Origin of the sequence: Luteimonas endophytica, assembly GCF_029887875.1 — a bacterium.
Taxonomy (GTDB): Bacteria; Pseudomonadota; Gammaproteobacteria; order Xanthomonadales; family Xanthomonadaceae; genus Luteimonas; species Luteimonas endophytica.
This window is the reverse complement of record NZ_JARXRM010000045.1, coordinates 149,393-171,261: the sequence shown is the minus strand read 5'-3', so window position 1 is coordinate 171,261 and position 21,869 is coordinate 149,393. Positions and strand designations below refer to the sequence as shown.

Annotated in this window: 16 protein-coding genes and 1 pseudogene; 9 read left to right on the top strand and 8 right to left on the bottom strand. The window is 72.9% G+C overall.

The annotated features are described in order from the left end of the window. Positions 1 to 2: 2 nt before the first annotated feature. Positions 3 to 2,729 (bottom strand): phosphoenolpyruvate carboxylase, encoded by a 2,727-nt coding sequence (gene ppc / locus QFW77_RS16695; RefSeq protein ID WP_280575942.1) that lies wholly within the window; start codon positions 2,727 to 2,729, stop codon positions 3 to 5. Between the two features lie 157 nt (positions 2,730 to 2,886). On the opposite strand from ppc, the gene QFW77_RS16690 reads away from it, so the two are divergent. Then, positions 2,887 to 3,339, top strand: coding sequence for a hypothetical protein (locus QFW77_RS16690; protein WP_280575941.1), 453 nt, complete (start codon positions 2,887 to 2,889; stop codon positions 3,337 to 3,339). A 39-nt stretch (positions 3,340 to 3,378) separates the two neighbouring features. Here the strand turns inward: QFW77_RS16690 and QFW77_RS16685 are convergent, their stop codons facing one another. From QFW77_RS16685 to yihA, 3 genes are all read right to left on the bottom strand, one after another. Next, on the bottom strand, positions 3,379 to 4,743 hold the full coding sequence (locus tag QFW77_RS16685) for a glutamate--cysteine ligase (RefSeq protein ID WP_280575940.1): 1,365 nt from the start codon (positions 4,741 to 4,743) through the stop codon (positions 3,379 to 3,381). Between the two features lie 304 nt (positions 4,744 to 5,047). Next, positions 5,048 to 5,623 (bottom strand): hypothetical protein, encoded by a 576-nt coding sequence (locus QFW77_RS16680; protein ID WP_280575939.1) that lies wholly within the window; start codon positions 5,621 to 5,623, stop codon positions 5,048 to 5,050. Positions 5,624 to 5,905: 282 nt separating this feature from the next. After that, on the bottom strand, positions 5,906 to 6,511 hold the full coding sequence (gene yihA / locus QFW77_RS16675; protein WP_280575938.1) for a ribosome biogenesis GTP-binding protein YihA/YsxC: 606 nt from the start codon (positions 6,509 to 6,511) through the stop codon (positions 5,906 to 5,908). A 136-nt stretch (positions 6,512 to 6,647) separates the two neighbouring features. Between yihA and QFW77_RS16670 the strand changes: the two are divergent. From QFW77_RS16670 to QFW77_RS16655, 4 genes and pseudogenes are all read left to right on the top strand, one after another. Next, positions 6,648 to 7,457: pseudogene (locus QFW77_RS16670) on the top strand (c-type cytochrome); the annotation flags it as partial. A 304-nt stretch (positions 7,458 to 7,761) separates the two neighbouring features. Next, the gene (locus QFW77_RS16665; protein ID WP_280575937.1) at positions 7,762 to 8,439 is read left to right on the top strand and encodes a thiol:disulfide interchange protein DsbA/DsbL; all 678 of its coding nucleotides are present in this window, start codon (positions 7,762 to 7,764) and stop codon (positions 8,437 to 8,439) included. Beyond that, a complete protein-coding gene (locus tag QFW77_RS16660) occupies positions 8,436 to 9,275 on the top strand; it encodes a thiol:disulfide interchange protein DsbA/DsbL (RefSeq protein ID WP_280575936.1) in 840 nt (279 codons plus the stop codon). Before QFW77_RS16665 ends, QFW77_RS16660 begins: the two co-directional genes overlap by 4 nt. Before the next feature lie 25 nt (positions 9,276 to 9,300). Next, complete coding sequence (locus QFW77_RS16655) at positions 9,301 to 10,095, top strand: endonuclease/exonuclease/phosphatase family protein (RefSeq protein WP_280575935.1); 795 nt, start codon at positions 9,301 to 9,303, stop codon at positions 10,093 to 10,095. 281 nt (positions 10,096 to 10,376) lie between these two features. Here QFW77_RS16655 and QFW77_RS16650 read toward each other — a convergent pair whose 3' ends face one another. The 3 genes from QFW77_RS16650 to QFW77_RS16640 form a co-directional block, all read right to left on the bottom strand. Beyond that, positions 10,377 to 13,232: a TonB-dependent receptor gene (locus QFW77_RS16650; protein WP_425603376.1), complete on the bottom strand. Its 2,856-nt coding sequence runs from the start codon at positions 13,230 to 13,232 to the stop codon at positions 10,377 to 10,379. A 202-nt stretch (positions 13,233 to 13,434) separates the two neighbouring features. Beyond that, positions 13,435 to 14,661, bottom strand: a complete 1,227-nt coding sequence (locus QFW77_RS16645; RefSeq protein WP_280575933.1) for an MFS transporter — start codon at positions 14,659 to 14,661, stop codon at positions 13,435 to 13,437. Continuing rightward, positions 14,658 to 15,446 carry a sulfite exporter TauE/SafE family protein gene (locus QFW77_RS16640; protein WP_280575932.1) on the bottom strand — a complete coding sequence of 263 codons (789 nt, stop codon included), beginning with the start codon at positions 15,444 to 15,446 and terminating at the stop codon, positions 14,658 to 14,660. Before QFW77_RS16640 ends, QFW77_RS16645 begins: the two co-directional genes overlap by 4 nt. A 179-nt stretch (positions 15,447 to 15,625) precedes the next feature. On the opposite strand from QFW77_RS16640, the gene QFW77_RS16635 reads away from it, so the two are divergent. Next, positions 15,626 to 17,566, top strand: coding sequence for a lytic transglycosylase domain-containing protein (locus QFW77_RS16635; RefSeq protein ID WP_280575931.1), 1,941 nt, complete (start codon positions 15,626 to 15,628; stop codon positions 17,564 to 17,566). Positions 17,567 to 17,689: 123 nt separating this feature from the next. After that, positions 17,690 to 18,922: a multifunctional CCA addition/repair protein gene (locus tag QFW77_RS16630; protein ID WP_280575930.1), complete on the top strand. Its 1,233-nt coding sequence runs from the start codon at positions 17,690 to 17,692 to the stop codon at positions 18,920 to 18,922. 22 nt (positions 18,923 to 18,944) lie between these two features. On the opposite strand, the gene QFW77_RS16625 is transcribed toward QFW77_RS16630, so the two are convergent. Then, positions 18,945 to 19,823, bottom strand: coding sequence for a LysR substrate-binding domain-containing protein (locus QFW77_RS16625; protein WP_280575929.1), 879 nt, complete (start codon positions 19,821 to 19,823; stop codon positions 18,945 to 18,947). A gap of 123 nt (positions 19,824 to 19,946) precedes the next feature. Here QFW77_RS16625 and bla (QFW77_RS16620) point away from each other — a divergent pair, with 123 nt between their 5' ends. Both bla (QFW77_RS16620) and bla (QFW77_RS16615) read left to right on the top strand, forming a co-directional pair. Next, positions 19,947 to 20,822 carry a subclass B3 metallo-beta-lactamase gene (bla, locus tag QFW77_RS16620; protein WP_425603375.1) on the top strand — a complete coding sequence of 292 codons (876 nt, stop codon included), beginning with the start codon at positions 19,947 to 19,949 and terminating at the stop codon, positions 20,820 to 20,822. An 86-nt stretch (positions 20,823 to 20,908) separates the two neighbouring features. Then, the gene (gene bla, locus QFW77_RS16615; RefSeq protein ID WP_280575927.1) at positions 20,909 to 21,805 is read left to right on the top strand and encodes a class A beta-lactamase; all 897 of its coding nucleotides are present in this window, start codon (positions 20,909 to 20,911) and stop codon (positions 21,803 to 21,805) included. Positions 21,806 to 21,869: the final 64 nt, after the last annotated feature.

Sequence of the window (21,869 nt, the reverse complement as noted above, 5' to 3'; positions counted from 1 at the left end):
GATCACCCGGTGTTCTGGATCCCCGCGGCGATCCCGTTGACCGTGGCGATCAGCGCGCGCAGGGTGGGGTCGTCGGCACTGCCGCCGGCGCGCCAGCGCCGCAGCAGCTCCACCTGCAGCAGGCTGATCGGGTCGACGTAGGGGTTGCGCAGCCGGATCGACAGGCGCAGGCGGTAGTCGTCGGCGAGGATCTGGTCGCGCCGCTTGATCGCCAGGATCGCGTCGCGGGTGCGCGCGAACTCGCCGGCGATGTCGGCGAAGAACGCCGCGTGCGCCTCGCCGGCGAGCAGCGAGTAGCGCTCGAAGATCGCCAGGTCGGACTTGGCCAGCAGCATCTCCACGTCGTCGATGGCCGAGGCGAAGAACGGCCAGTCGCGCGCCAGGGCCACCATTTCGTCCAGGCCGTTGCGCTCGATGCCCTCCGCCAGCGCGGTGCCCACGCCGTACCAGCCGGTCAGGCCGGAGCGGTTCTGCGACCAGGCGAACACCCACGGGATCGCGCGCAGGTTGCCGACCCCGCCGTCGCGCCGCCGCGACGGCCGGGAGCCGATCTGCAACCGCTCGATCACGTCGATCGGGGTGGCGGCACGGAAATAGTCGACGAAGCCGTCGCGCTCGTGCACCAGCGCGCGGTAGTGCGCGCGCGAGCGCGCCGCCAGCCCGGACATGAGCTCGCGCCAGCGCCCCTCGCGCGGCTCCGGCGGCCGCGGGCGCAGGCTGGCGCGCAGCACCGCGCCGGTGGCCTGCTCGAGATTGCGCAGCGCCAGCGCGCGGATGCCGTACTTGCGGTGGATCACCTCGCCCTGCTCGGTGACGCGCAGGCTGCCGTCGACCGAGCCGCGCGGCGCGGCGATGATCGCCTTGCCGGTCTTGCCGCCGCCGCGGCTGACCGAGCCGCCGCGGCCGTGGAAGAACACGATGCGCACGCCGGCCTCGCGCGCCAGCGCGGTCAGCTCCACCTGGGTCCGCTGCAGCGCCCAGCGCGAGGCCAGCAGGCCGCCGTCCTTGGCGCTGTCCGAGTAGCCCAGCATCACGGTCTGGCGGCCGCCGCGCGCGGCCAGGTGCCCGCGATAGACCGGATCGTCGAACAGCGCGCGCATCACCGCCGGGGCGGCGTCGAGGTCGTCGACGGTCTCGAACAGCGGCGCCACGTCCAGCGGCACCTCGCCGTCCTCGACGCAGCCGGCCACCCGCGCCAGCGCCAGCACCGCCAGCGCGTCGGCGGCATTGCGGCTCATGCTGATGATGTACGGCCCGAAGGCGTGCTCGCCGTAGCGCTGGCGCGCGTCGCGCACCGCGCGGAACACGGCCAGCGTGGCCGCCGCCCCGGCCGCCTCGGGCGCAGCCGGGGCGGTCCCGCCGATCCAGCCGTGCAGGTCGGCGGTGCGCGCCTCCACCGCGCGCTCCGGCCAGTCCGGCTCGCCGCGCAGCGCCGCCACGGCCGCGTCGTGCACCGCCGAATCCTGGCGCAGATCGAGCGCGGCCAGGTGGAAACCGAAACTGCGCGCCCGCAGCAGCACCCGCTGCAGCGCGTAGCGGCCGGCGTGCTCGCCGCGACCGCGCGCCAGGCTGGCGTCGATCAGCTCCAGGTCGGCGATGAAGCCGCGGGCGTCGGCGTAGCCCGAGGCATGGCCGCGCCCGGTCGCCGACAGCCGCGCCGCCATCATCTCCAGCAGCTGGCGGTAGACCATGTCCGCCTGGCGCGGCTTGAGCCGGCGCCCGGCGTCGGGCAACAGCTCGCGGTAGTGCGCGATACGCGCGGGAACGGCCGGATCGATCGCGACGCGGTCCTCGGTCTGGGTGAGGATGGTCATCAGCCTGCGCAGGTCGTGGCGATAGCAGCCGAGCACCTGCGCCCGCTGCGCCGCCAGCGTGGCCAGGATGGTGTCGGCGCCGACGTTGGGGTTGCCGTCCATGTCGCCGCCCACCCAGGTGCCGAACTGCAGCAGCACCGGCAGCTCGGCCGGCGCGCCGTAGACCTTCTCCAGCGCCTCGGCGAAGGTGCGGTAGTACGCGGGCAGCACCCGGTACAGCACGTCGCCCAGGTAGAAGCCGACGTGCTCCATCTCGTCGATCACCGTGGGCCGGGTCGGCGGCGCCTCCGAGGTCTGCCACGCGGCGGTCAGCGCCTGGCGGATGCGCTCCAGATCGGTGGCGCGCTCGTCGGGAGTGCGGCCGCGGTCGATGTCGGCGACCAGGCGGCGGACGATGTCGCGCTCCTTCTCCAGCAGGGTGCGGCGGATCGCCTCGGTGGGATGCGCGGTGAACACCGGCTCGATGCGCATGCGCCCCAGCAGCGCGCGCACCTCGTCGAGCGGCACGCCGTCGTCGCGCAGCTGCGCCAGCACCGCCTCCAGCCCGCCCGGCTGCGGGCCGTCGCCGGTACGCTGGTAGTCGCGGCGGCGGCGGATCCGGTGCACGCGCTCGGCCAGGTTGATCGCGCCGAAGTAGGCGGCGAAGGCGCGCACCAGGGCCTCGGCGTCGGCCAGCGGCACGCGCGAGAGCTGCTCGGCGAGCGCGTCGACCGGCTCGCCGGCCTCCCGCCGCGCGATCGCCGCGCGCCGCACGCCCTCGACCTCGTCGAGCAGCGCCGGCGAGCCCTGCTCGGCGAGCACGTCCCCGACCAGTGCGCCCAGGCGGCGCACGTCGTCGCGCAGCAGCTCGTCCGTGGCTGCGAACTCGGGTTCGCGGAGGGGTTCGTCGCGGTCGTTCGGTGATGTCGTGGCCATGACCCGAGACTAACGCAGGATCGCGTTGCCCGTTCGTGGGCGCGGTTCGCGCCCGGCCCGGGCCGGTGCGCTTGAACGGCACCGGCACTTGAATCAGACTGCCGCGGCGCACGCGCATTCACCCTCCGACCCACACCTCCCACAGGGACGTCATCCGATGCCTGATTTCCTTCGCCCGCTGTCATCGCGCCTGCTGCTGGCGCTGGTGCTCGCCACCGCCGCGACCGCATGCTCCGGCCCGACCGGCGCCGACGCCGATGCCGATGCCACCACCACGCAGGCCGAGCTCGACCCGATCCTGGCCGATCCCAGGCCCGGCGACCTGTACGCCGCCGAGGTCACGCACTTCTCCGGGGTCTCGTTCGGCAACGACGAGGACCGCAGGGCCTACGGCCTGATGAAGGTGCAGGAGGTGACGCCGGACCAGGTGATGGTCATCACCGAGATGGGCGCGTGGCCGAAGGCGCGCGGGGCCGTCAACGAGCTGCGCGGCGATCTTTCCGAGATCACCTGGGACGAGCAGGAAGTGATCCCGCTGTACCGCAACGAGCTCGCCGGGCTGGTCGCCGACGGCAAGATCGTCGAGGTGCGCAGGCTCGAGGCGGAGTGATCGCCCGCCGGCGCCCGCGGGCGCCGGCTTTCGCGCGGGCTAGTAGGCGAATTCGCGGAACACCCGGTCGATGTCGCCGCCCCATTCGCCGTGGTACAGCGCGAGCTTGCGCTCGGCCGGCGTTTCCCCGGACTCGGCGAACTCGATCAGCGGATCGAGGAAGTGGGTCTCGTCGGCGCCGGACGGGTTGCGGCGGTCGCGGCGGCGCAGCCCCGCCACCGAGATCTTCAGCGCCTCGATCGCCAGCTCGCGCACGCTGGCGCCGCGGAACGGCAGCCCGAGCGCCCGCTTCGGCACCCCGTCGCGCAGCGCGTGGCGCTCGGCCAGGTTGAAGTCCTTGACCAGGTCCCAGGCGGCGTCCAGCGCGGTGTCGTCGTAGAGCAGCCCGGTCCAGAACGCGGGCAGCGCGCACAGCCGGTTCCACGGGCCGCCGTCGGCACCGCGCATCTCCAGGTACTTCTTCAGCCGCACTTCCGGGAAGGCGGTGGTCATGTGGTCGGACCAGTCGCGCAGGGTCGGCAGCGTGCCGGGCGCGGCCGGCAGGCGGCCGGCGAGGAAGTCGCGGAAGCTCTGCCCGCTGGCGTCGGCGTAGCCTCCATCGCGGTACACGAAGTACATCGGCACGTCGAGGATGTAGTCGACGTAGCGCTCGTAGCCGAAGCCCTCGTCGAACACGAAGTCGAGCATGCCTGTGCGGCCCGGGTCGGTGTCGGTCCAGATGTGCGAGCGGTAGCTGAGATAGCCGTTGGGCCGCCCTTCGGTGAACGGCGAATCGGCGAACAGTGCGGTGGCGACCGGCTGCAGCGCCAGCGACACGCGGAACTTGCGCACCATGTCGGCCTCGCTGGCGTAGTCGAGGTTGACCTGCACGGTGCAGGTGCGGGTCATCATGTCCAGGCCGAGGCCCCCGACCTTGGGCATGTAGGCGCGCATGATCCCGTAGCGGCCCTTGGGCATCCACGGCATCTCGTCGCGCCGCCATTTGGGCTGGAAACCCATGCCCAGGAACCCCAGGCGCAGGTCGTCGGCCACGGTCTTGACCTCGAGCAGGTGCGCGCCGACCTCGCTGCAGGTCTGGTGGATCGACTCGAGCGGCGCGCCGGAGAGCTCCAGCTGCCCGGCCGGCTCGAGGGTGACCGAGGCGCCGTCGCGGACCAGGGCGATGGTGCGCCCGTGCTCGCGCACCTCTTCCCAGCCGAAGCGCGCCATGCCGCGCAGCAGCGCCTCGATGCCGCGGTCGCCGTCGAACGCGGGCGGGCGCAGGTCGTCGAGCCGGAAGCCGAACTTCTCGTGTTCGGTGCCGATGCGCCAGTCGGCGGGCGGCTTCTCGCCGGCGGCGATGTAGTCGACCAGCTGCTGGCGGTGCTCGACCGGCGCGTCGCCGGCTTGGCTGGGGCTGGACAATGGCGCGCTCGCTCGGGAAACGGAAGCGACGCCGGCACGTGGCGGGCGTCGCGGGGCCCACTATATCCGTTGCGCTGCCCCGGTTAAGCGCCGCGCACGGCGCGTCAGTGTTCCGCCGGCGTGTGGTGCCGCCCCGCGTCGGCGAGCCGGCGGGCCGCGGCACGTATCACGCACGCGCGGGCCGGCGCGGCGGGCCGCACCGGCCATCGCACCATCTCCCCTTGAGCCCCCACGGCCTTCATCGGCGACGCCGCCACGCCCAGGCCACTCCTACGGGGAAGGAGGCTTCATGCGGCAGTGGCCGTCACAGCGGCCGGTGATGGACCTGGAACGCCATGTCGCGAACGCCGGCGGCATCGAACAGCTCGATCCAGGCCGGGCCGTTGCCGTCGGCGATGAAGTAGCCGCGCCCGGCAGGGTAGCTGTTCCCCGGCGGTCCCACGTACGCGCCGCAGTCGCCGTCGTAGGCGGTGAGCGTGAAGGCGTACAGGCCCGGATCGAGCTTGGCCGGTTTGGTGAACTCGACCATGCGCATGCCCACCGCCGGGGTCGGGATCGAGGTGAACACGTAGCCCGGCACCTTTTCCTCGGCCAGGACCGAGCCGTTGGGCACGCCGGCGCTGGTCTTCTCGATGGTGACGTACACGGTGGCCTTGGGCTGGCACGACAGCGGCAGCATCAGGTGGCTGAGCAGACCGGGCTCGTGCAGTTCGAAGGCCTGCGCCAGGCGCTGGTGGACCGAGCCGCCGAGGGCGAGCAGCCCGGTGGTATCGATATTGACCTGCTCGGCGCCGAGTTCGGGCTCCACCGCGGAGGCATCGCCCGCGGCCGGCAGCGCCGCCGCCAGGACCAAAGCCAGGGTCGGGGTCGGGATCTTCATCTGCATCTCTCCGATCGCGCCGGCGGGGCGCCGGCTCGTAAGGAGACACACGCAGTCCGGCGGCCGCGGGTGCCACGGCCACTCCAGGAGACCACGCGGCCGGCATCATCCCTGGCAGCGCTCCGCACTGGCGCGCTCCCGGAGCCTTCGCTTGGCCCGGGCGGGCAGCGAAGCCGCGCCGGCGGGTGTCCGGACTGCCGTCGCTCCCACCACAGCGGAAATACGCGGCGGGCACCGCGACTCGCGGCCGGATCTTGTCCTGGCGACGGGCGCGGCTGCGCCTCAGAGCTGCAGCCAGCCCTCGACCACGGCGCGCGCCTCGTCCAGGCCCTGCTTGGCCAGTGCCGAGAACGTCTGCACCCCGACCCCTTCGCCGAATTCGGCCTTCAGCTCGCGGCGGACCGCCTGCAGCGCGTTGGCGGCGCCGCCGCGGCTGAGCTTGTCGGCCTTGGTCAGCAGCACGTGCGCCGGCAGCGCGCGCCGCACCGCGTAGCCGAGCATCTGCCGGTCGTAGTCCTTGAGCGGGTGGCGGATGTCCATCACCACCACCAACCCGCGCAGCGCCTGGCGGCGCTCGAAATAGCCGGCCACGAACGCCTGCCAGTGCGCCTGCAGCTCGCGCGGCACCTTGGCGTAGCCGTAGCCGGGCAGGTCGACCAGGTGCCGGTCTTCGTGCGGGGCGATCTGGAAGAACACCAGCTGCTGGGTGCGGCCGGGGGTCTTGGACACCCGCGCCAGCGCGTTCTGGCGGCACAGGGCATTGAGCGCGCTGGACTTGCCGGCGTTGGAGCGGCCGGCGAAGGCGACCTCGTGGCCGAGATCGGGGGGCAGCTGCGCGGGGGTGTGCGCGGCCAGCCGGTATTGCGCGCGTGCGAGGGGTTCGGACATGGCGCTAGCATCGCACGGCGGGGCGCCCGCGCCGCGGCGCCATGGCGTGGTTTGACCGCGCTTGCGGCCGCCGACGATAATTCCGGGTCATGCCGGGCGCAGGTCGCGCCCGAATCCCGCGTTTCGGAGCCCAGCAATGCGCCACGCCCGCGCCTACGGTATCGCCGGCCTCACCGCCCTCGGGGTGGTGGCTGCGGTCGCTTTCGCCCAGTCCACGACCGTGCCCCTGCCCGAGGAGGCACCGGTCGAGGCCTCGCCGCTGGGCGAGACGGCGGTGGCCGACCTGGCGGAGGCCGACTGGGGCGACCCCCAGAACGGCGCCACCCTGGCCGGCACCTGCGCGGCCTGCCACGGGCTCGACGGCAAGGCTACCGTGCGCGAGGTCTACCCGAGCATCGCCGGCCAGAGCGAGCGCTACATCGCCCGCCAGCTCGCGCTGTTCAAGAGCGGCGAGCGGGTCAGCCCGATCATGCAGCCGTTCGCCGCGCCGCTGAGCGCGCAGCAGATGCGCGACCTCGGCGCGCACTACGCCATGCAGGAGGCGGGCGCCGGCGTCGCCGACGACACCGTGGTCGCGTCCGGCCCCTACGAGGGCATGAAATTCTTCGAGATCGGCCAGCAGCTGTTCCGCAGCGGCGATGCGGAGCGCCAGATCCCCGCATGCATGGCCTGCCATGGCCCCACCGGCGCCGGCAATCCGGGCCCGCCCTACCCGCATGTGGGCGGCCAGAGCAGCTGGTACTCGGCGCGGCGCCTGCAGGAGTTCCGCGAGGGCACCACCGGCGAGAGCGACACCCGCCTGTTCGACATCATGCACGAGGTGGCGCAGGACCTGACCGACGAGGAGATCCAGGCACTGGCCAGCTACATGGAAGGCCTGCATACGCGCCCCGACGCGCGGATGCGCGAGATGATGGCCCAGCTCGACACCGGCGCGGCGCCTGCGCCCGCCGCCGGCCAGGGCGAGGCCGACATCCAGACCCAGGACGGCGGCACCGTCGTCATCGAGGAGGGCCAGGACGCCGCCGGCGCCGTGGCCGCGCCGGACGCCTCGGATCCGGCCGGTCCCCGCACCGGCTCGGAGCAGGCCGAGGGCGAGGCCGAAGCCGGGACCGAAGGCGACCGAACCGGCGACCCCTCGCAGCAGTGAACTTCCACGGCCGCGGCCGGTCCAACCGCCCACAGCCCTTGAAACGATCCGCCGGCCGAGGCACATCGGCCGGCGTTTTTTTGTCCGGGAGGCCCCGCCGATGACACCGATCCGACGTTGGCCGCTGGCCGCCCTCGCGGTCCTGATGCTGTGGGCTGGCGCCGCGCAGGCCCAGCCGGCACCGGTCGAGGGCCAGGACTACGTGACGATCGCCGACGGCGCACCATGGGCCGCGGACGGGCGCATCGAGGTGGTGGAGATCTTCTCCTACGCCTGCCACATCTGCGACGAGCTCCATCCGATGGTGGAGGCCTGGCGCGGTCGCCTCGCCGACGATGTCCGCTTCGAATACCTGCCGGTGGTCTACCGCCGGCAGGACGCGTTCGCGACCGCGTTCTTCGCGGCGCAGGCGCTGCGGCAGCTGCCGCGGGTGCACGGCGCGACCTTCGATGCGGTCCACCGCGGCGGCGATCTCGCGCGCAACGCCAGCACCGCCGAGCTGGCCTGGTTCTACGCGCAACAGGGCGTCGACCGCGGCGCGCTCGAACGGGCGATGGCCGACGCGGCGACCGGCCAGAAGCTGAATGCGGCCCGCGAATTCCTCCTGCGCAGTGGCGCGGAGGGGACGCCTACCTTCATCATCGACGGACGCTATCGCGTCCAGGCGCGCAGCCTGCGCGATCTGCTGCGGATCACCGACCAGCTGATCGCCATGGTGCGCGCCGAACGTTCCCGAACCGGCACCTTGCCGACCACCACGAGGCCAACCCCGCCATGACCAAGCGCCTGGGCTTTCTCCCGCTGTTGCTCACCGTGATGCTTGCCGCCTGCTCCGGCGAGGACGCCGCGCCGGCGGCGGACGCCACCCCGGCCACCCCGGCCCCCGCCGCCGCCAGCGCGGAGCCCGCGCCCGCCGCCGACCCCGCGCCCGGGGCGGACGCCGAGGCCGCTGCCGCCAGCGCGGATGAAGACGCCGCCGCGGCGAGCGCCGAAGCCACCACCGAGACCGCCCGTCCCGCGCCGCAGCCGCCGGAGGGTCCGGCCCCGCAGCCGGGCACCGACTACGCGGAGATCCCCAACGGCCAGCCCTACCAGCCGCTCGACGGCAAGATCGAGGTGGTGGAAGTGTTCGGCTACACCTGCCCGGCCTGCGCGCAGTTCGAGCCGCAGATGGCGGCCTGGAAGCGGCGCCAGCCGGCCGACGTGCGGGTGACCCCGGTCGCGGCGCCGTTCGGCGGCTACTGGATGCCCTACGCCAGGGCGTACTACGCCGCCGAGTCGATGGGTCTGGTCGATCAGACCCACCAGGCGGTGTTCGAGGCCATCCATCTGCAGCGCACGCTGCCGGTGCAGAACGCCACGCCGCAGGCCATCGGCGAGTTCTACGCCGGCTACGGCGCCGATGCCGGACAGTTCGCCAGCACCATGGAGAGCTTCGCGGTCGCCGGCAAGCTCAAGCGCGCGGAGGCGTTCATCAACCGCGCCGGCGTCGACTCGACCCCGACCATGGTGGTCAACGGCAAGTACCGCGTGCTCGGCCCGAAGCCGTTCGACGAGGTGCTGCGCATCGTCGACCACCTGGTGGCGCGCGAACGCGCCGCGATGCAGCCCTGACGGCGGCGCCTGCCCGACCCTCCCGATGGCGACAGAACCGGACTCCCTGGAGCCGCAGCCACAGCGGCTGCGGCTGCTAAGCGCCAACATCCAGGCCGGCTCCAGCACGCGCAGCTACAGCGACTACGCGATGCGCAGCTGGTCGCACGTGCTGCCGGCAGGCAACAAGCTGCGCGCGCTCGACCAGATCGCCGAACTGGCCGGCGGCCACGACATCGTCGGCCTGCAAGAGAGCGACCCGGGCAGCTGGCGCTCGGGGTTCACCAACCAGACCCACTACCTGGCCGAGCGCGGCGGTTTCGACTACTGGACCCACCAGCCGAACCGCCGCGTCGCCAACGTCGCCTCCAGCGCCAACGGCTTGCTCAGCCGCTACGAGCCGATCGAGGTGCACGACCATCCGCTGCCCGGCCGGGTGCGCGGCCGCGGGCTGCTGCTGGCCCGCTTCGGCGAGGGTGACGCCGGCCTGACCATCGCGGTGGCGCACCTGTCGCTGGGCGCGCAGTCGCGGCGCGCGCAGCTGAGCTACATCGCGGAACTGCTCAAGCAGTATCCCAACGCGGTGCTGATGGGCGACTTCAACTGCACCTCCGACCGGCCGGAGATGGAGATCCTGTACCGCGGCACCTCGCTGCAGCCGCCGTCCTGCCAGGTCCACACCTTCCCCAGCTGGCGCCCGCAGCGGGCGATCGACCACGTGCTGGTGACCAGCAACCTGTCCTGCGACAACATGCGGGCGATGCCGGCGGCCCTGTCCGATCACCTGGCGCTGTCGGTCGAGCTGGTGATCCCGGAAAACGCGCTGCGCACCGAAGGCTGAGCCCGCCGCGGCCGTGCCGCGCCATTGGGCAATGCCGCGCAGACCCAGCAGCGCCGCGGGCCCACCTGGCGAACCGATCATGACCAGGCCGAGCCGAACTCGAGCCGAACTCGAGCCGAGCCGAGCCGAGCCGAGCCGAGCAGGATGGTCGATCGCATGTGGGAGCGACGGCAGTCGCGACGCGACGCAGCGCCCGCAGGGGAACATCGCTGGCCCCCAAGCCGTAAACCTCCTCCAGCCGTGGCCGCGCTCCCGCCTTGCCGGCGGGAGCACCGGGCCGATCAGAACCGCAGGTCGGCGCGCAGGTACCAGAACCGGCCGCCAGGGATGTCGTAGGTCGATGCGTCGTAGCCGTTGAGCGAGCACGACAGGCAGATCGGCGGATCCTTGTCGAAGACGTTGTTGACCCCCGCGGTCAGCTCCAGCCCGCGCATCCAGTCGAAACGGTAGCCCAGCTGGACGTCGTGGTAGGTGGTGGCGTCCAGGGTGTTGGTGCCGGTGGCCTGGTCGCTGCAGACCGGGAACGCCGCCGCGCGGCCGCAGGCCTCGGTCAGCTCGGAGATATGGCGTACCGTCCAGGCGGCGCGCCAGGCGTCCAGGGTCCAGTCCAGGCTCGCGGTCGAGGTCCATTCCGGAATGGCGCTGTCCTCCACCTCGACGCCGGGCTCGCGCGGCTGCCGCTGGCCGGCGCCGCCGACCGCTTCGTAGCGGCCGACGAAACTGTTCTGCCAGGCGAGCTTGAACTGCCCGGCATCCCCGGCCGGCAGCGTCCAGTAGAGGTCCACGTCCCAGCCGTCGGTCTTGATCGAACCCAGGTTGGTCAGACGGTTGTTGAATGCATTGATGTCGCCGGTCACGGCGCGGCCGATGCCGTCGCAGTACAGCGGATCCAACGTTTCTACGCATTCGTCCAGTTGCGCCTGGGCGCTGAGTGCCTGGATCGGCCCCTCGATGGAATGGCGGTAGAAGGTGACCTCGAAGTCCAGCCGCTCCGACCAGCCGGCACCGCTGGCGAACCAAGGACTCCAGACGAAGCCGGTGGTGAAGCTGCGTGCGCGCTCGGGGTCGAGCTCGCTGTTGCCGCCGGTGGTTATCGAAATCTGCGGGTTGGGCTGCGAGTAGCCCCCCGGTACGCCCAGTGCGCGACAGTTGGCCTCCAGCGACGGATCCGGCAATGGTTCTGAGCACGGGTCGTCCAGCTGCGCATCGAAGCGGCTGTCGGAGCCGAACAGCTCGCCGATCGACGGCGCGCGGAAGCCCTCGGCATACGTGGCGCGCATCAGGAAGTCGTCGGTGACCTGCCAGCGCAGGCCGTACTTGGGGGTGAACTCGCCGCCGAAGGTGGAGTAGTCGGAGTAGCGGCCGGCGAGATTGAGGTCCAGCCGCTTGCCCAATGGCGAGTCTGCGAAGATCGGCACATTGAGTTCCGCGAATACCTCGTTCACGTCGTATTCGCCGGAGGTCGGCAGCGAGGGCACGCCGTTGTAGTGCCCGCGCACCGTGATCGGATCGGGCTGGTACCGACCTTCGTACTTGCGGTACTCGTAGCCTGCGGCGAAAGCTACGTAACCCGCCTCGCCGGGCATCCTGAACAGATCGCCCGACAGGTTGGCGGAGACCAGCGTCAGCTCGTTCTCGCTTTCGTCGCGTACCACCGGCTGGATCCACGCCAGCATTTCCGGCGTGAGAGTGCCCGGACCGCCGAAGATGTTCATCGGTACGCAGCCGGTGACCGCCGCGCAGTCGGCCGGATCGCCCAGCGCCAGCGCAATGTTGAAGATGTTGTAGCTGCCGTAGTTGGTCTGTTGGGCCTTGTTCTTGCTGTAGGCCGCGTTGACGTCCCAGAACCAGATGGTGTCGCGGACGTCGAAGCTGCCGACCAGGCCGGTATTGAAGTATGTGGTGTCGACTTCCTGCTCGAACACGCGCGGGCCACCTTCCACCGGTCGGCGGGTGAGCAGGAGCAGGTTCTCACCCGACACCAGATCGAACCCGAACGGGTTGTAGGGATTGAGTGCAGAAATGGTGATCTCGTCGGCCAGCGGGTTGCCCGTGCCGGCGCTGGGACCCAGGAAAATGGGCTCGGGCGCAGCCTGATTGGTCGACTCGCGACGGTTGTACAGCGCCTTGGCGTACCACTGCAGCCCTGGATTGATGTCGAAGCGAAACTGTCCGAATACGCCCGTACGCTCAGACGGCGTCATCAACAGGTTGTACTCGGAGAAGTTGAACAGGTTCTCCGGGCCAAACGCGATGAAGTCCTCGGGATAATCCACGCCATCCGGAAAACTGGTCCCGTTGGGCGTGGTGATGTCGCACAGATTAATCGGCGGGGTAGCCGGATCGTTGTCGTGATCGACCAGCGGGCAGCTCGGATCCAGGAAGCGGAAACGCCCGTTCGGCGTCCCGGAACTGCCGAACGCTACCCCGGTTCCCGGCACCGGGAACCGCGACTGCTCGCGGGTGCGCGAGTACACCACGCCCTGGTCGACGTGGCTCAGCCCCAGGAACAGGTTGCTGCGCTCGGTGGTGCGCCCCCAGGCGAAATCGAAGCCCTTGACCGCGCCGTCGCCCTCGCCGTACTCGCCGTAGTTGAGGGTGACCTGGCCGCCGTCGAAATCCTGGCGGGTGATGATGTTGACCACGCCGGCGATGGCGTCCGAGCCGTACAGCGAGGAGGCGCCGTCCTCGAGCACCTCGATGCGCTCGACGATCGCCAGCGGAATGGTGTTGAGGTCGGTCGAGGCGCCGACGCCCGAGGCCGAGGCCTCGTTGACCCAGCGGATGCCGTCGACCAGCACCAGCACGCGCTTGGAGCCGAGGTGGCGCAGGTCCACCTGCGCCGAGCCGGCGCCGACGCCGCCGCCGTCGGGCGGAAAGCCGAAGTTGCCCGAGGAATTGAACTTGGTGTTGAGCGCCGAACCCGAGCCGCTCAGCTGCTGGATCACGTCGCCGATCGAGGTCAGGCCGCTGCGGTCGATGTCCTCGCGGGTCACCGTATGCACCGGCACCTGGCCCTCGATCTCCGCGCGCTTGATCCGGGTGCCGGTGACCTGCACGGCATCGAGGGTGCGGGTGCGCTCCTCGGCGGCGTCCTGGGCGGCGGCGGTGGCGGGAACGGCGAGCAGCAGGGACAGTTGGACCGCGAGGGCCAGCCGGCAAGGGGTGGGCGACGTCATCGATCTCTCCTTGGTGTGAACGGCCGCCGCGTGCCCCTGTCCACGCGACAATGCCCCCGTTGTAAACAATCTGTAAAAGTCAGACTGCGACGACCATCACTTAAATCGCGAGACCGGGCCAAGTTTCATCGCCAATCTCGCACATCGGCGGGCGTCCGGATCATCCCGCCGAGCCAGGCGCCGCGGCCAGGCGCCCGCTGCGCTGCAGCGCCAGCATCGCCGCGATCCCCAGCAGCGGCCCCGGCACCAGCACCAGGAACACCCAGCGCCAGCTGCCCAGCGCGGCGGCCAGCAGCGGCACGATCCAGATCGTGGCCACGGTGAGGGCGAAGCCCAGCGCCAGCTGCAGCGTGAGCGCGGTGCCGATGCTGCGCTGGTCGCCGTGCTCGGTGACCAGCGCCGAGAACTGCGCCGAATCGGCGATCACGCTGATTCCCCAGACCAGCGCCACCGCAACCAGCAGCCAGCCGGGGCCGGCGTGGGCCCAGCCGGCGGCGATGCAGCAGGCCCCGGACACCGCCATCGCCGCGGCCGCGGTGCGGGCGCGCCCGAAGCGGTCGGCGGCCGCGCCGGCGAGCACGCAGCCGGGCAGGCCCGCGGCGATCGCGGCGAACGCCAGCAGCGAGGCGCGGCCCGGGTCGCCCGCCACCGCGGTGGCGGTCAGCGCGAACGTCGAGAACCAGGCCCACATCGCATACAGCTCCCACATATGACCGAGGTAGCCGAGCGAGGCCAGCACCACCCCGCGATTGCGCAAGATCGCCGTCACCTCGCCGAGCCGGAACGGCGCCCGCGGGAACGGGTACGGACCTTCGCGCACGCCGAAGGCGACCACTGCCGCTCCGGCCAGGGTCAGCGCCGTGGTCCAGCCGATCACCCCCTGCCAGCGCGCGCCGCCGAGCGCGTTGACCAGGTGCGGCAGCGCCGAGCCCACCGTGATCGCGCCGATCAGCACCCCCAGCGCCAGCCCGCGGCCGCGCACGAACCAGGTCGCCATGAGCTTCATCGCCGGCGGGTAGACCGCCGCCAGGCAGGCACCGGTGGCGACCCGCGCCAGCAGCAGCTGGAGCGGCGATTGCGCCAGCAGCACCAGGGCATTGGCGGTCGCGGCGCCGCAGGCCGCGATGGCGATCAGCCGCGGTGCCGACACGCGGTCGGCCAGCCCGAGCAGCGCCGAGCCCAGCGCCCCCAGCACGAACCCCAGCTGCACCGCGATCGTGATCCAGGCCGCCAGTGACGCGCCGAAACCCCACTGCGCGCGCAGCTGCACTACCACCGCGCTGGCCGAGAACCATGGCGACATCGCCAGCACCAGCGCCAGCGCCATCAGCGCCAGCGCGCGGCCGCGGCCGGCGGCCGGCGCGGCCACTGCCGCCGCATCGCTCACCACAGCAGCAGGCTGGCGCCGACCAGCACCATGAACACCGCGAACACCCGCCGCAGCGCTGCCCCGCTGATCGCGTGCGCCAGCCGCGTGCCTAGCGGCGCGGCCAGCACCGAGGCCAGGGCCACGCCGATCGCCGCCGGCAGGTACACGTAGCCGATCGCATGTTCCGGCAGCGCGCCGGGCGGAGCCTGCAGCGCATAGCCGGCGGCGGCGGCGATGCCGATGAAGATGCCGCAGGCCGACGAGGTGCCCACCGCACGCACCGGCGCCACCCCCAGCCACACCAGCAGCGGGACCGTCATGCTGCCGCCGCCGATGCCGACGACCGCCGAAATCGCGCCGATGCCGCCGCCGGCGGCGGCGATGCCGACCCCGCGCGGCACCACCGCGGCGCCGTCCGCCTGGCGCGGGCGCGACAGCGCCATCTGCGCACCGACCACGAAGCAGTAGATCGCCACGCACCATTTGAGGACGTCGCCGTCCAGCGCGATCGCGAAGCGGCTGCCCAGCCAGCCGCCCAGCAGCACCCCGGGCACCATCCAGGCCACGGTCGGCCACAGCACGCTGCCGCGGCGGTGGTGGGCGCGCGCCGAAGAGGCCGCGGTGAGCACGATGCTCGCCATCGAACTGGCCAGCGCGGCATGCATCGCCGCCTCCTTCGGCACCCCATGCAGCGGCAGCAGCCATGCCAGCGCCGCCACCAGCACCAGGCCGCCACCGATGCCGAGCAAGCCGGCCAGCACCCCGGCGATCGCGCCGAGCAGGAGGAAGGTGAGCAGCAGCATGCGCGGGCCAGGGTCTGCGGGAGGTCGCGCCATCATGCCGGACCTGCGCGCGCGGGGCCGGGCGCGCTTCCCGCCCGCGGCATCGCCAGGACCGCCGGTGGCGCGCCGCGCTGGCGCGGCGGCGGGCGCTTCATGCGCGCTCCGCTATAGTCGGGCGCCCCCATCGACATCGTCCGCCGATGAAGCTCCTGTTCGCCGCGGCGCTCGCGCTGGCCGCCGTTCTCCCCGCCGCGCGCGCCCAGACCAACGACCAGCAACTGCGCGCCGCGCTCGATGCCGCGGCCCGCGGCCAGCCGGTGCCCGCGCACCTGGCCTCGCACCCCGCCTACGGCTGGATCGAGTACGCCGGGCTGCGCCGCAACCTGGACAGCCTGCCGGCGGCGCAGGCGCAGGCGTTCCTGGCCCGGTACGCGGAGCAGGCGGTGGCCGGCGCCTTCCGCGAGGAATGGCTGCGCGCGCTGTACCGGCGCCAGGACTGGGCTGGCATCCGCGCCGCCTGGTCGCCTTCGATCCGCAACACCGCGCTGCGCTGCATCGAGCTGGACGCGCGCCAGCGCACCGGCGCGGCCGATGCGCGCTGGACTGCGGAGGTGCAGGAGATCTGGCGCAGCAGCGGCAATTCGCTGCCGGACGAATGCGATGCGCCGTTCGCGGCGCTCGACGCGCGCGGCGGGCTCGCGCCGGAGCTGCGCTGGGAACGCATCGAGATGGCCGCCGCGGAGTGGAACGTCGCGGTGATGCGCAGCGCCGCGCGCGGCCTGCCCGCGGCCGAGCGCGCCCTTGCCGACGACTATGCGGCCTTCCTGCAGGCCCCGCACGAGCGCGCGCTGCGCTGGCCGAAGACCCCGCGCAGCCGGCTGGTCGCCTCGCACGGCCTGGCGAAGCTGGCCAAGGAGGCGCCCGCGGCCGGCGAGGCGCAACTGCCGCGCTACGCCGAGGCGCTGGGCTTCACCGAGCAGGACCGCGGGCGGGTGCTGTACCAGGCGGCGCTGTGGACGGTGGCCTCCTACGAACCGGATTCGGCGCGGCGGCTGGCGCGGGTGCCGGCGGCGTCCTACGACGAGCGCCTGCACGAGTGGCGCGCGCGCGAGGCGCTGGCACGCTCGGACTGGCGCGCAGCGCTGGCAGCCATCGAGGCGATGGGCGACGAGCAGCGCAACGACGCGCGCTGGACCTATTTCGCCGCGCGCCTGCACGCGCTGCTCGGCGACGCGCCGCGCGCGCAGGCGTTGTACGAACGGGCCGCGCGCGAACCCAACTTCCATGGCTTTCTCGCCGCCGACCGCCTGCAGCGGCCCTACGCACTGTGCCCGATCGAGGTCCCCGGCGATGCCTCCGCCCGCGCACGGGTGGCCAACGACCCGGCGATGGTGCGGGCGATGGCGCTGTATCGCGCCGACCGCCCCGGCTGGGCCACGCGCGAATGGAGCAGCGCGCTCGAACGCTTCGACGACACCCAGCGGCGCATCGCGGTACAGGTGGCGCAGGACAACGGCTGGAACGACCGCGCCCTGTTCGGGCTCGGCCGCCAGCCCGAAGAGACCCGCCTGTACGCGCTGCGCTTCCCGCTCTCCCACGACGGCCTGATCCGCGCCGAGGCGCAGCGCCAGGCGCTCGACCCGGCCTGGATCGCCGCCGAGATCCGCGCCGAGAGCGTGTTCAACCCGCGTGCGCGCTCGCAGGCGGACGCGCGCGGGCTGATGCAGGTGCTGCCCACCACCGGCGCGGCGGTGGCGCGGCGCCTCGGTCTGGCCTGGGGCGGCGCCGCCAGCCTCTACGACCCGGCCACCAACATCCGCGTCGGTACCGCGTACCTTCGCGAGATGAAGGAAAAGTACGGCCGGCCGTACGTGGCCATCGCCGCCTACAACGCCGGCCCGGCGCCGACCGCGCGCTGGCAGTCGCAGCGCCCGGGCATGGACGCCGATTTCTGGATCGAGACCATCAGCTACAAGGAAACCCGCGAGTACGTGGCGCGGGTGCTGGCCTTCAGCGTGATCTACGACTGGCGCCTGCACGGCGCCGCGGTGCCGGTGACCGATCGCATGCACGGCCGCCTCGGCACGCCCCGGCGCGAGTTCCACTGCCCCGCCCCGGCCGCCGCGTCCGCGCCGGGCTGACGCGGCGCCGATGGATCGGTGGTCCGCGCTCGCGGCGGTCGCGACGCCGCGCGCCGAAGGGCGCCTCGACCCGAAGCCCGGCAACCGGACGCGAGGCCTGAAGCAATCGGGCATCATGCCGCCATGAACACCTACCTCGTCGGCGGCGCGGTGCGCGACCGCCTGCTCGGGTTGCCGCCGGGGGACCGCGACCACGTGGTGGTGGGGGCGGCGCCGGAGGCGATGATCGCGGCCGGGTTCCGCCCGGTCGGGCGCGACTTCCCGGTGTTTCTGCATCCGGACACCGCCGAGGAGTACGCGCTGGCCCGGACCGAGCGCAAGTCGGCGCGCGGCCATCGCGGCTTCGTGGTCCACGCCGATCCCTCGGTCACCCTGGAGCAGGACCTGGAGCGGCGCGACTTCACCATCAACGCGATCGCCGAGGCCGCCGACGGCGCGCTGGTCGATCCGTTCGGCGGCACCCGCGACATCGAGGCGCGGGTGCTGCGCCACGTCGGCCCGGCGTTCGTCGAGGACCCGCTGCGGGTGCTGCGCGCGGCGCGTTTCATGGCGCGCTTCGCCGGGCTCGGCTTCGGCGTGGCCCCCGAAACGATGGCGCTGATGCGCGAGATGGCCGCCGGCGGCGAGCTGGCGGAGCTGGTGCCCGAACGGGTCTGGCAGGAGCTGTCGCGGGCGCTGGCGATGCCGACCCCCTCGGCGTTCCTCGCCACCCTGCGCGCGGCCGGCGCACTGGCGGTGGTGCTGCCCGAGGTCGACGCGCTGTACGGCGTGCCGCAGCGCGCCGAGTACCACCCCGAAGTCGACACCGGCGTGCACGTCGAGCTGGTCTGCGACATGGCCGCGCGGCTGGCGCCTGGCGATGCGCTGGTCGGCTTCGCCGCGCTCGCCCACGACCTGGGCAAGGCGCGTACCCCGCCGGAGGAATGGCCGAAGCACATCGCCCACGAGCGGCGCGGCCTGAAGCCGCTGGCGGCGCTGTGCGAACGGTTGAAGGTGCCCACCGCGCACCGCGAGCTGGCGGCGATGGCGTGCCGCGAGCACCTCAACGTGCACCGCATCGGCGAGCTGCGCGACGCCACCGTGCACGACCTGCTGGCGCGCTGCGACGGGTTCCGCAAGCCCGCCCGGATCGCGCTGCTGGCGCTGGTCTGCGAGGCCGACAAGCGCGGCCGCCTCGGCCGCACGGAAGACGACTATCCGCAGGGCCGCGAGCTCGTGCGGCTGCACGCCGCCGCCGCCGCGGTGAGCACCCGCGACCTGGCGATCGACGGGCTCAGCGGCCCGGCGGTCGGCGAGGCGCTGCGCAAGGCCCGCATCGCCGCCATCGCGCGCGCGCGCCTGCCGGGCGACGCGTAGCCGTGGACTGCGGCGCGCGGGCTCATTCCTCCTCGGCCGGCGCCTGTGCCAGGATCCACTCCCGGAATGCCTGCATCGCACCCGTTTCCGGCCGCGTGCGCAACCGCGTCAGCCAGTACGCGCCCACGTCCACCTCGATGTCGAAAAGGCGCACCAGCCGTTCGGCGGCCAGCTCCGCCCCGAACATGCGCAGCGGCAGCAGCGCCACCCCGGCGCCGGCGGCGGCCGCGCTGGCGATGGCCAGCGACGAATCGAATACCGGCCCCCGCGGCGTCGGCTCCGGCAGCCTGGCCGCGCGGAACCAGCGCGACCATTCGTCGGGGCGGTAGGAACGCAGCAGCGGCAGCGCGGCCAGGTCGCGCGGCTCGCGGATCCGCCGCGCCAGCGCCGGCGCGCACACCGGCGCGAACGGCGCACCGCACAGCCGCACGGCGTCCAGGCCCTGCCACGCGCCTTCGCCGAAGCGGATCGCCAGGTCCAGCCCCTCGCCCGCCTGGTCGACGCGGTTGTTGTGGGTCAGCAGGCGCAGGTCCACGCCCGGGTGCGCGAGCGCGAAGCCGCCCAGCCGCGGCAGCAGCCAGCCGGTGGCGAACGTGGCCACCGCGCTGACGGTGAGCGCCTCCAGCAGGCGCCCGCCCTCGAACCGGCCGAGCGCGGCGCCGATGCGGTCGAAGGCGTCGCCGATCACCGGGAACAGCGCCGCGCCCTCGTCGGTCAGCGCGACCCCGCGCGGCAGCCGCCGGAACAGGGCGAACCCGAGCCGCGCCTCCAGCCCCTTGATCCGGTGGCTGAGCGCGGCCTGGGTGACGCACAGCTCCAGCGCCGCGCGGGTGAAGTTCAGGTGCCGGGCGGCGGCCTCGAAGGCGCGCAGCCCGTTGAGCGGAAGGTTGGGGCGATCCATGGAGCCATGAACCCGGCTAATGACTTCGATGAGATAACGTCGCTTGTCGCCCGCGGTCAAGCTTTCCAGAATCGCTGCGGCTGGCGCACCGCCAGGACCGAGACCGGAGCGAAAACGATGGGCATGGGAGCCGGGGCCGCATTCGCGGCGATGTGGCTGGCGGGCGCCGGCGCGGCGGCCGCGCAGGACACCGCGCCGCTGCCGCAGCTGCGCGCGTACGAGGTTCCGGCGGCGTGGCGGCAGCCGGTGGCGCCGCTGCGCATCGCCGAGCGCACCTGGCAGATCGGCACCGCCGGGCTGAGCGCGATCCTGCTGCAGGGCAGCGAGGGCGCGGTCCTCATCGACGGCGGCATGCCGCAGGCCGCCGATCACCTGCTCGCCAACCTGCAGGCGCTGGGCCTCGCCCCGGCGGACCTGAAGCTGATCCTGCACAGCCACGCGCATGCCGACCACGTCGGCCCGCTCGCCGCGCTGCGCCGGGCCACCGGCGCGCGCGTGCTCAGCAATGCCGAGTCGGCGCGGCTGCTGGCGCAGGGCGGCGCCGACGACATCCACTTCGGCGACGGCCTGCTGTACCCGCCGGTGCACGTGGACCGGGTGCTGCAGGACGGCGAACGCGTGGTGCTCGGGGACCTGGCGCTGCTGGTGCATTTCACCCCGGGGCACACGCCCGGCAGCATGAGCTGGAGCTGGGAGGATCGCCGCGAAGGCCGGGCACTGCGCATCGTCTATGCCGACAGCCTGAGCGCGCCCGACTACCGCCTGCTGGACAATCCCCGCTACCCGCGCATCGTCGACGACTACCGCGCGGCCTTCGCCACGCTGCGCGCCCTGCCCTGCGACTTGCTGCTGACGCCGCACCCCGACGCCAGCGGCTGGCGCTTCGATGCCGGCGCGGCGACCCAGCCTTCGCCGGTGGACTGCCGCGCGTACGCCGACCGGGCCGAGACCAGGCTGGAGGCGCAACTGGCCGCCGAGCGCGACGGCGCAGGGCGCTGACGCCTCCCGATCGCGGCGGCTGCGCACCACGACATGGACCCCGCCCGCGACCTCGTTGTCCAACCGTTCCAGCCACGGAGCCCGGCATGATCGACAGACGCGGATTCCTGCGCGCCACCGGTGGCGCGATCGCCCTCGCCGGGCTGCACGGCGCGCTCGCGGCACAGGGCCCGCCCTGGCTTCCCGGACTGGCGCAGGCCCTCGACGGGCTGGAACGCGACAGCGGCGGGCGGCTGGGCGTGGCCATCCTCGACAGCGGCTCCGGGCGCCGTTTCGGCCGGCGCGCGGACGAACGCTTCCCGATGTGCAGCACCTTCAAGCTCCTGCTGGCCGCAGCCGTGCTGCGGCGGGTCGACCAGGGCAGCGAGCGGCTGGACCGGAACGTGTCCATCGCCGCCTCCGACCTGGTCCCGCATTCGCCGCGCACCGGGCGGCGGGTCGGGGAAGGCATGCGCGTGGACGACCTGTGCCGGGCCAGCATGATCTGGAGCGACAACGCCGCCGCCAACCTGTTGTTGCGGACCATCGGCGGACCGGGCGGGCTGACCCGCTTCGCGCGCGCGCTCGGCGACCCGCACACCCGGCTGGACCGCTGGGAGACCGCGCTCAACAGCGCCACCCCCGGCGATCCGCGCGACACCACCACGCCCGCGGCGATGGCCGGGAACCTGCGGCGCCTGCTGCTGGGCGAGGCCCTGCACCCCGCCTCGCGCGCCCTGCTGACCGGCTGGCTGGTCGACAACCGCACCGGCGATGCGCGCCTGCGCGCGGGCCTGCCGGCGGGCTGGCGCGCTGGCGACAAGACCGGCACCAGCATCAACGCCGAAGACCAGGGCACCGCCAACGACATCGCCGTGCTCTGGCCGCCCGGGCGCCAGCCGGTCCTGGTGGCCTGCTATCTCACCGGTGCGCCGCCGGACGTCGACGCGATGAACGCGGTGCATGCGGCGGTCGCGCGCGCCGCGGCGGCGGCGCTCGGCTGACCGGCGCGGCGCAACAGCCGGGCAGGCGGTGCGCCCACACCCGCGGGCGCCGCCCCGGAACGTC

Bases quoted from the DNA above. Each gene is read 5' to 3' on its own strand.
- yihA (WP_280575938.1), bottom strand. From the start codon at position 6,511: ATGTCCGAACCCCTCGCACGCGCGCAATACCGGCTGGCCGCGCACACC.
- ppc (WP_280575942.1), bottom strand. From the start codon at position 2,729: ATGGCCACGACATCACCGAACGACCGCGACGAACCCCTCCGCGAACCC.
- QFW77_RS16640 (WP_280575932.1), bottom strand. From the start codon at position 15,446: ATGCTGCTGCTCACCTTCCTCCTGCTCGGCGCGATCGCCGGGGTGCTG.
- bla (WP_425603375.1), top strand. From the start codon at position 19,947: ATGGGAGCCGGGGCCGCATTCGCGGCGATGTGGCTGGCGGGCGCCGGC.
- QFW77_RS16690 (WP_280575941.1), top strand. From the start codon at position 2,887: ATGCCTGATTTCCTTCGCCCGCTGTCATCGCGCCTGCTGCTGGCGCTG.
- QFW77_RS16655 (WP_280575935.1), top strand. From the start codon at position 9,301: ATGGCGACAGAACCGGACTCCCTGGAGCCGCAGCCACAGCGGCTGCGG.
- QFW77_RS16665 (WP_280575937.1), top strand. From the start codon at position 7,762: ATGACACCGATCCGACGTTGGCCGCTGGCCGCCCTCGCGGTCCTGATG.
- QFW77_RS16635 (WP_280575931.1), top strand. From the start codon at position 15,626: ATGAAGCTCCTGTTCGCCGCGGCGCTCGCGCTGGCCGCCGTTCTCCCC.
- QFW77_RS16630 (WP_280575930.1), top strand. From the start codon at position 17,690: ATGAACACCTACCTCGTCGGCGGCGCGGTGCGCGACCGCCTGCTCGGG.
- QFW77_RS16660 (WP_280575936.1), top strand. From the start codon at position 8,436: ATGACCAAGCGCCTGGGCTTTCTCCCGCTGTTGCTCACCGTGATGCTT.
- bla (WP_280575927.1), top strand. From the start codon at position 20,909: ATGATCGACAGACGCGGATTCCTGCGCGCCACCGGTGGCGCGATCGCC.
- QFW77_RS16625 (WP_280575929.1), bottom strand. From the start codon at position 19,823: ATGGATCGCCCCAACCTTCCGCTCAACGGGCTGCGCGCCTTCGAGGCC.
- QFW77_RS16680 (WP_280575939.1), bottom strand. From the start codon at position 5,623: ATGAAGATCCCGACCCCGACCCTGGCTTTGGTCCTGGCGGCGGCGCTG.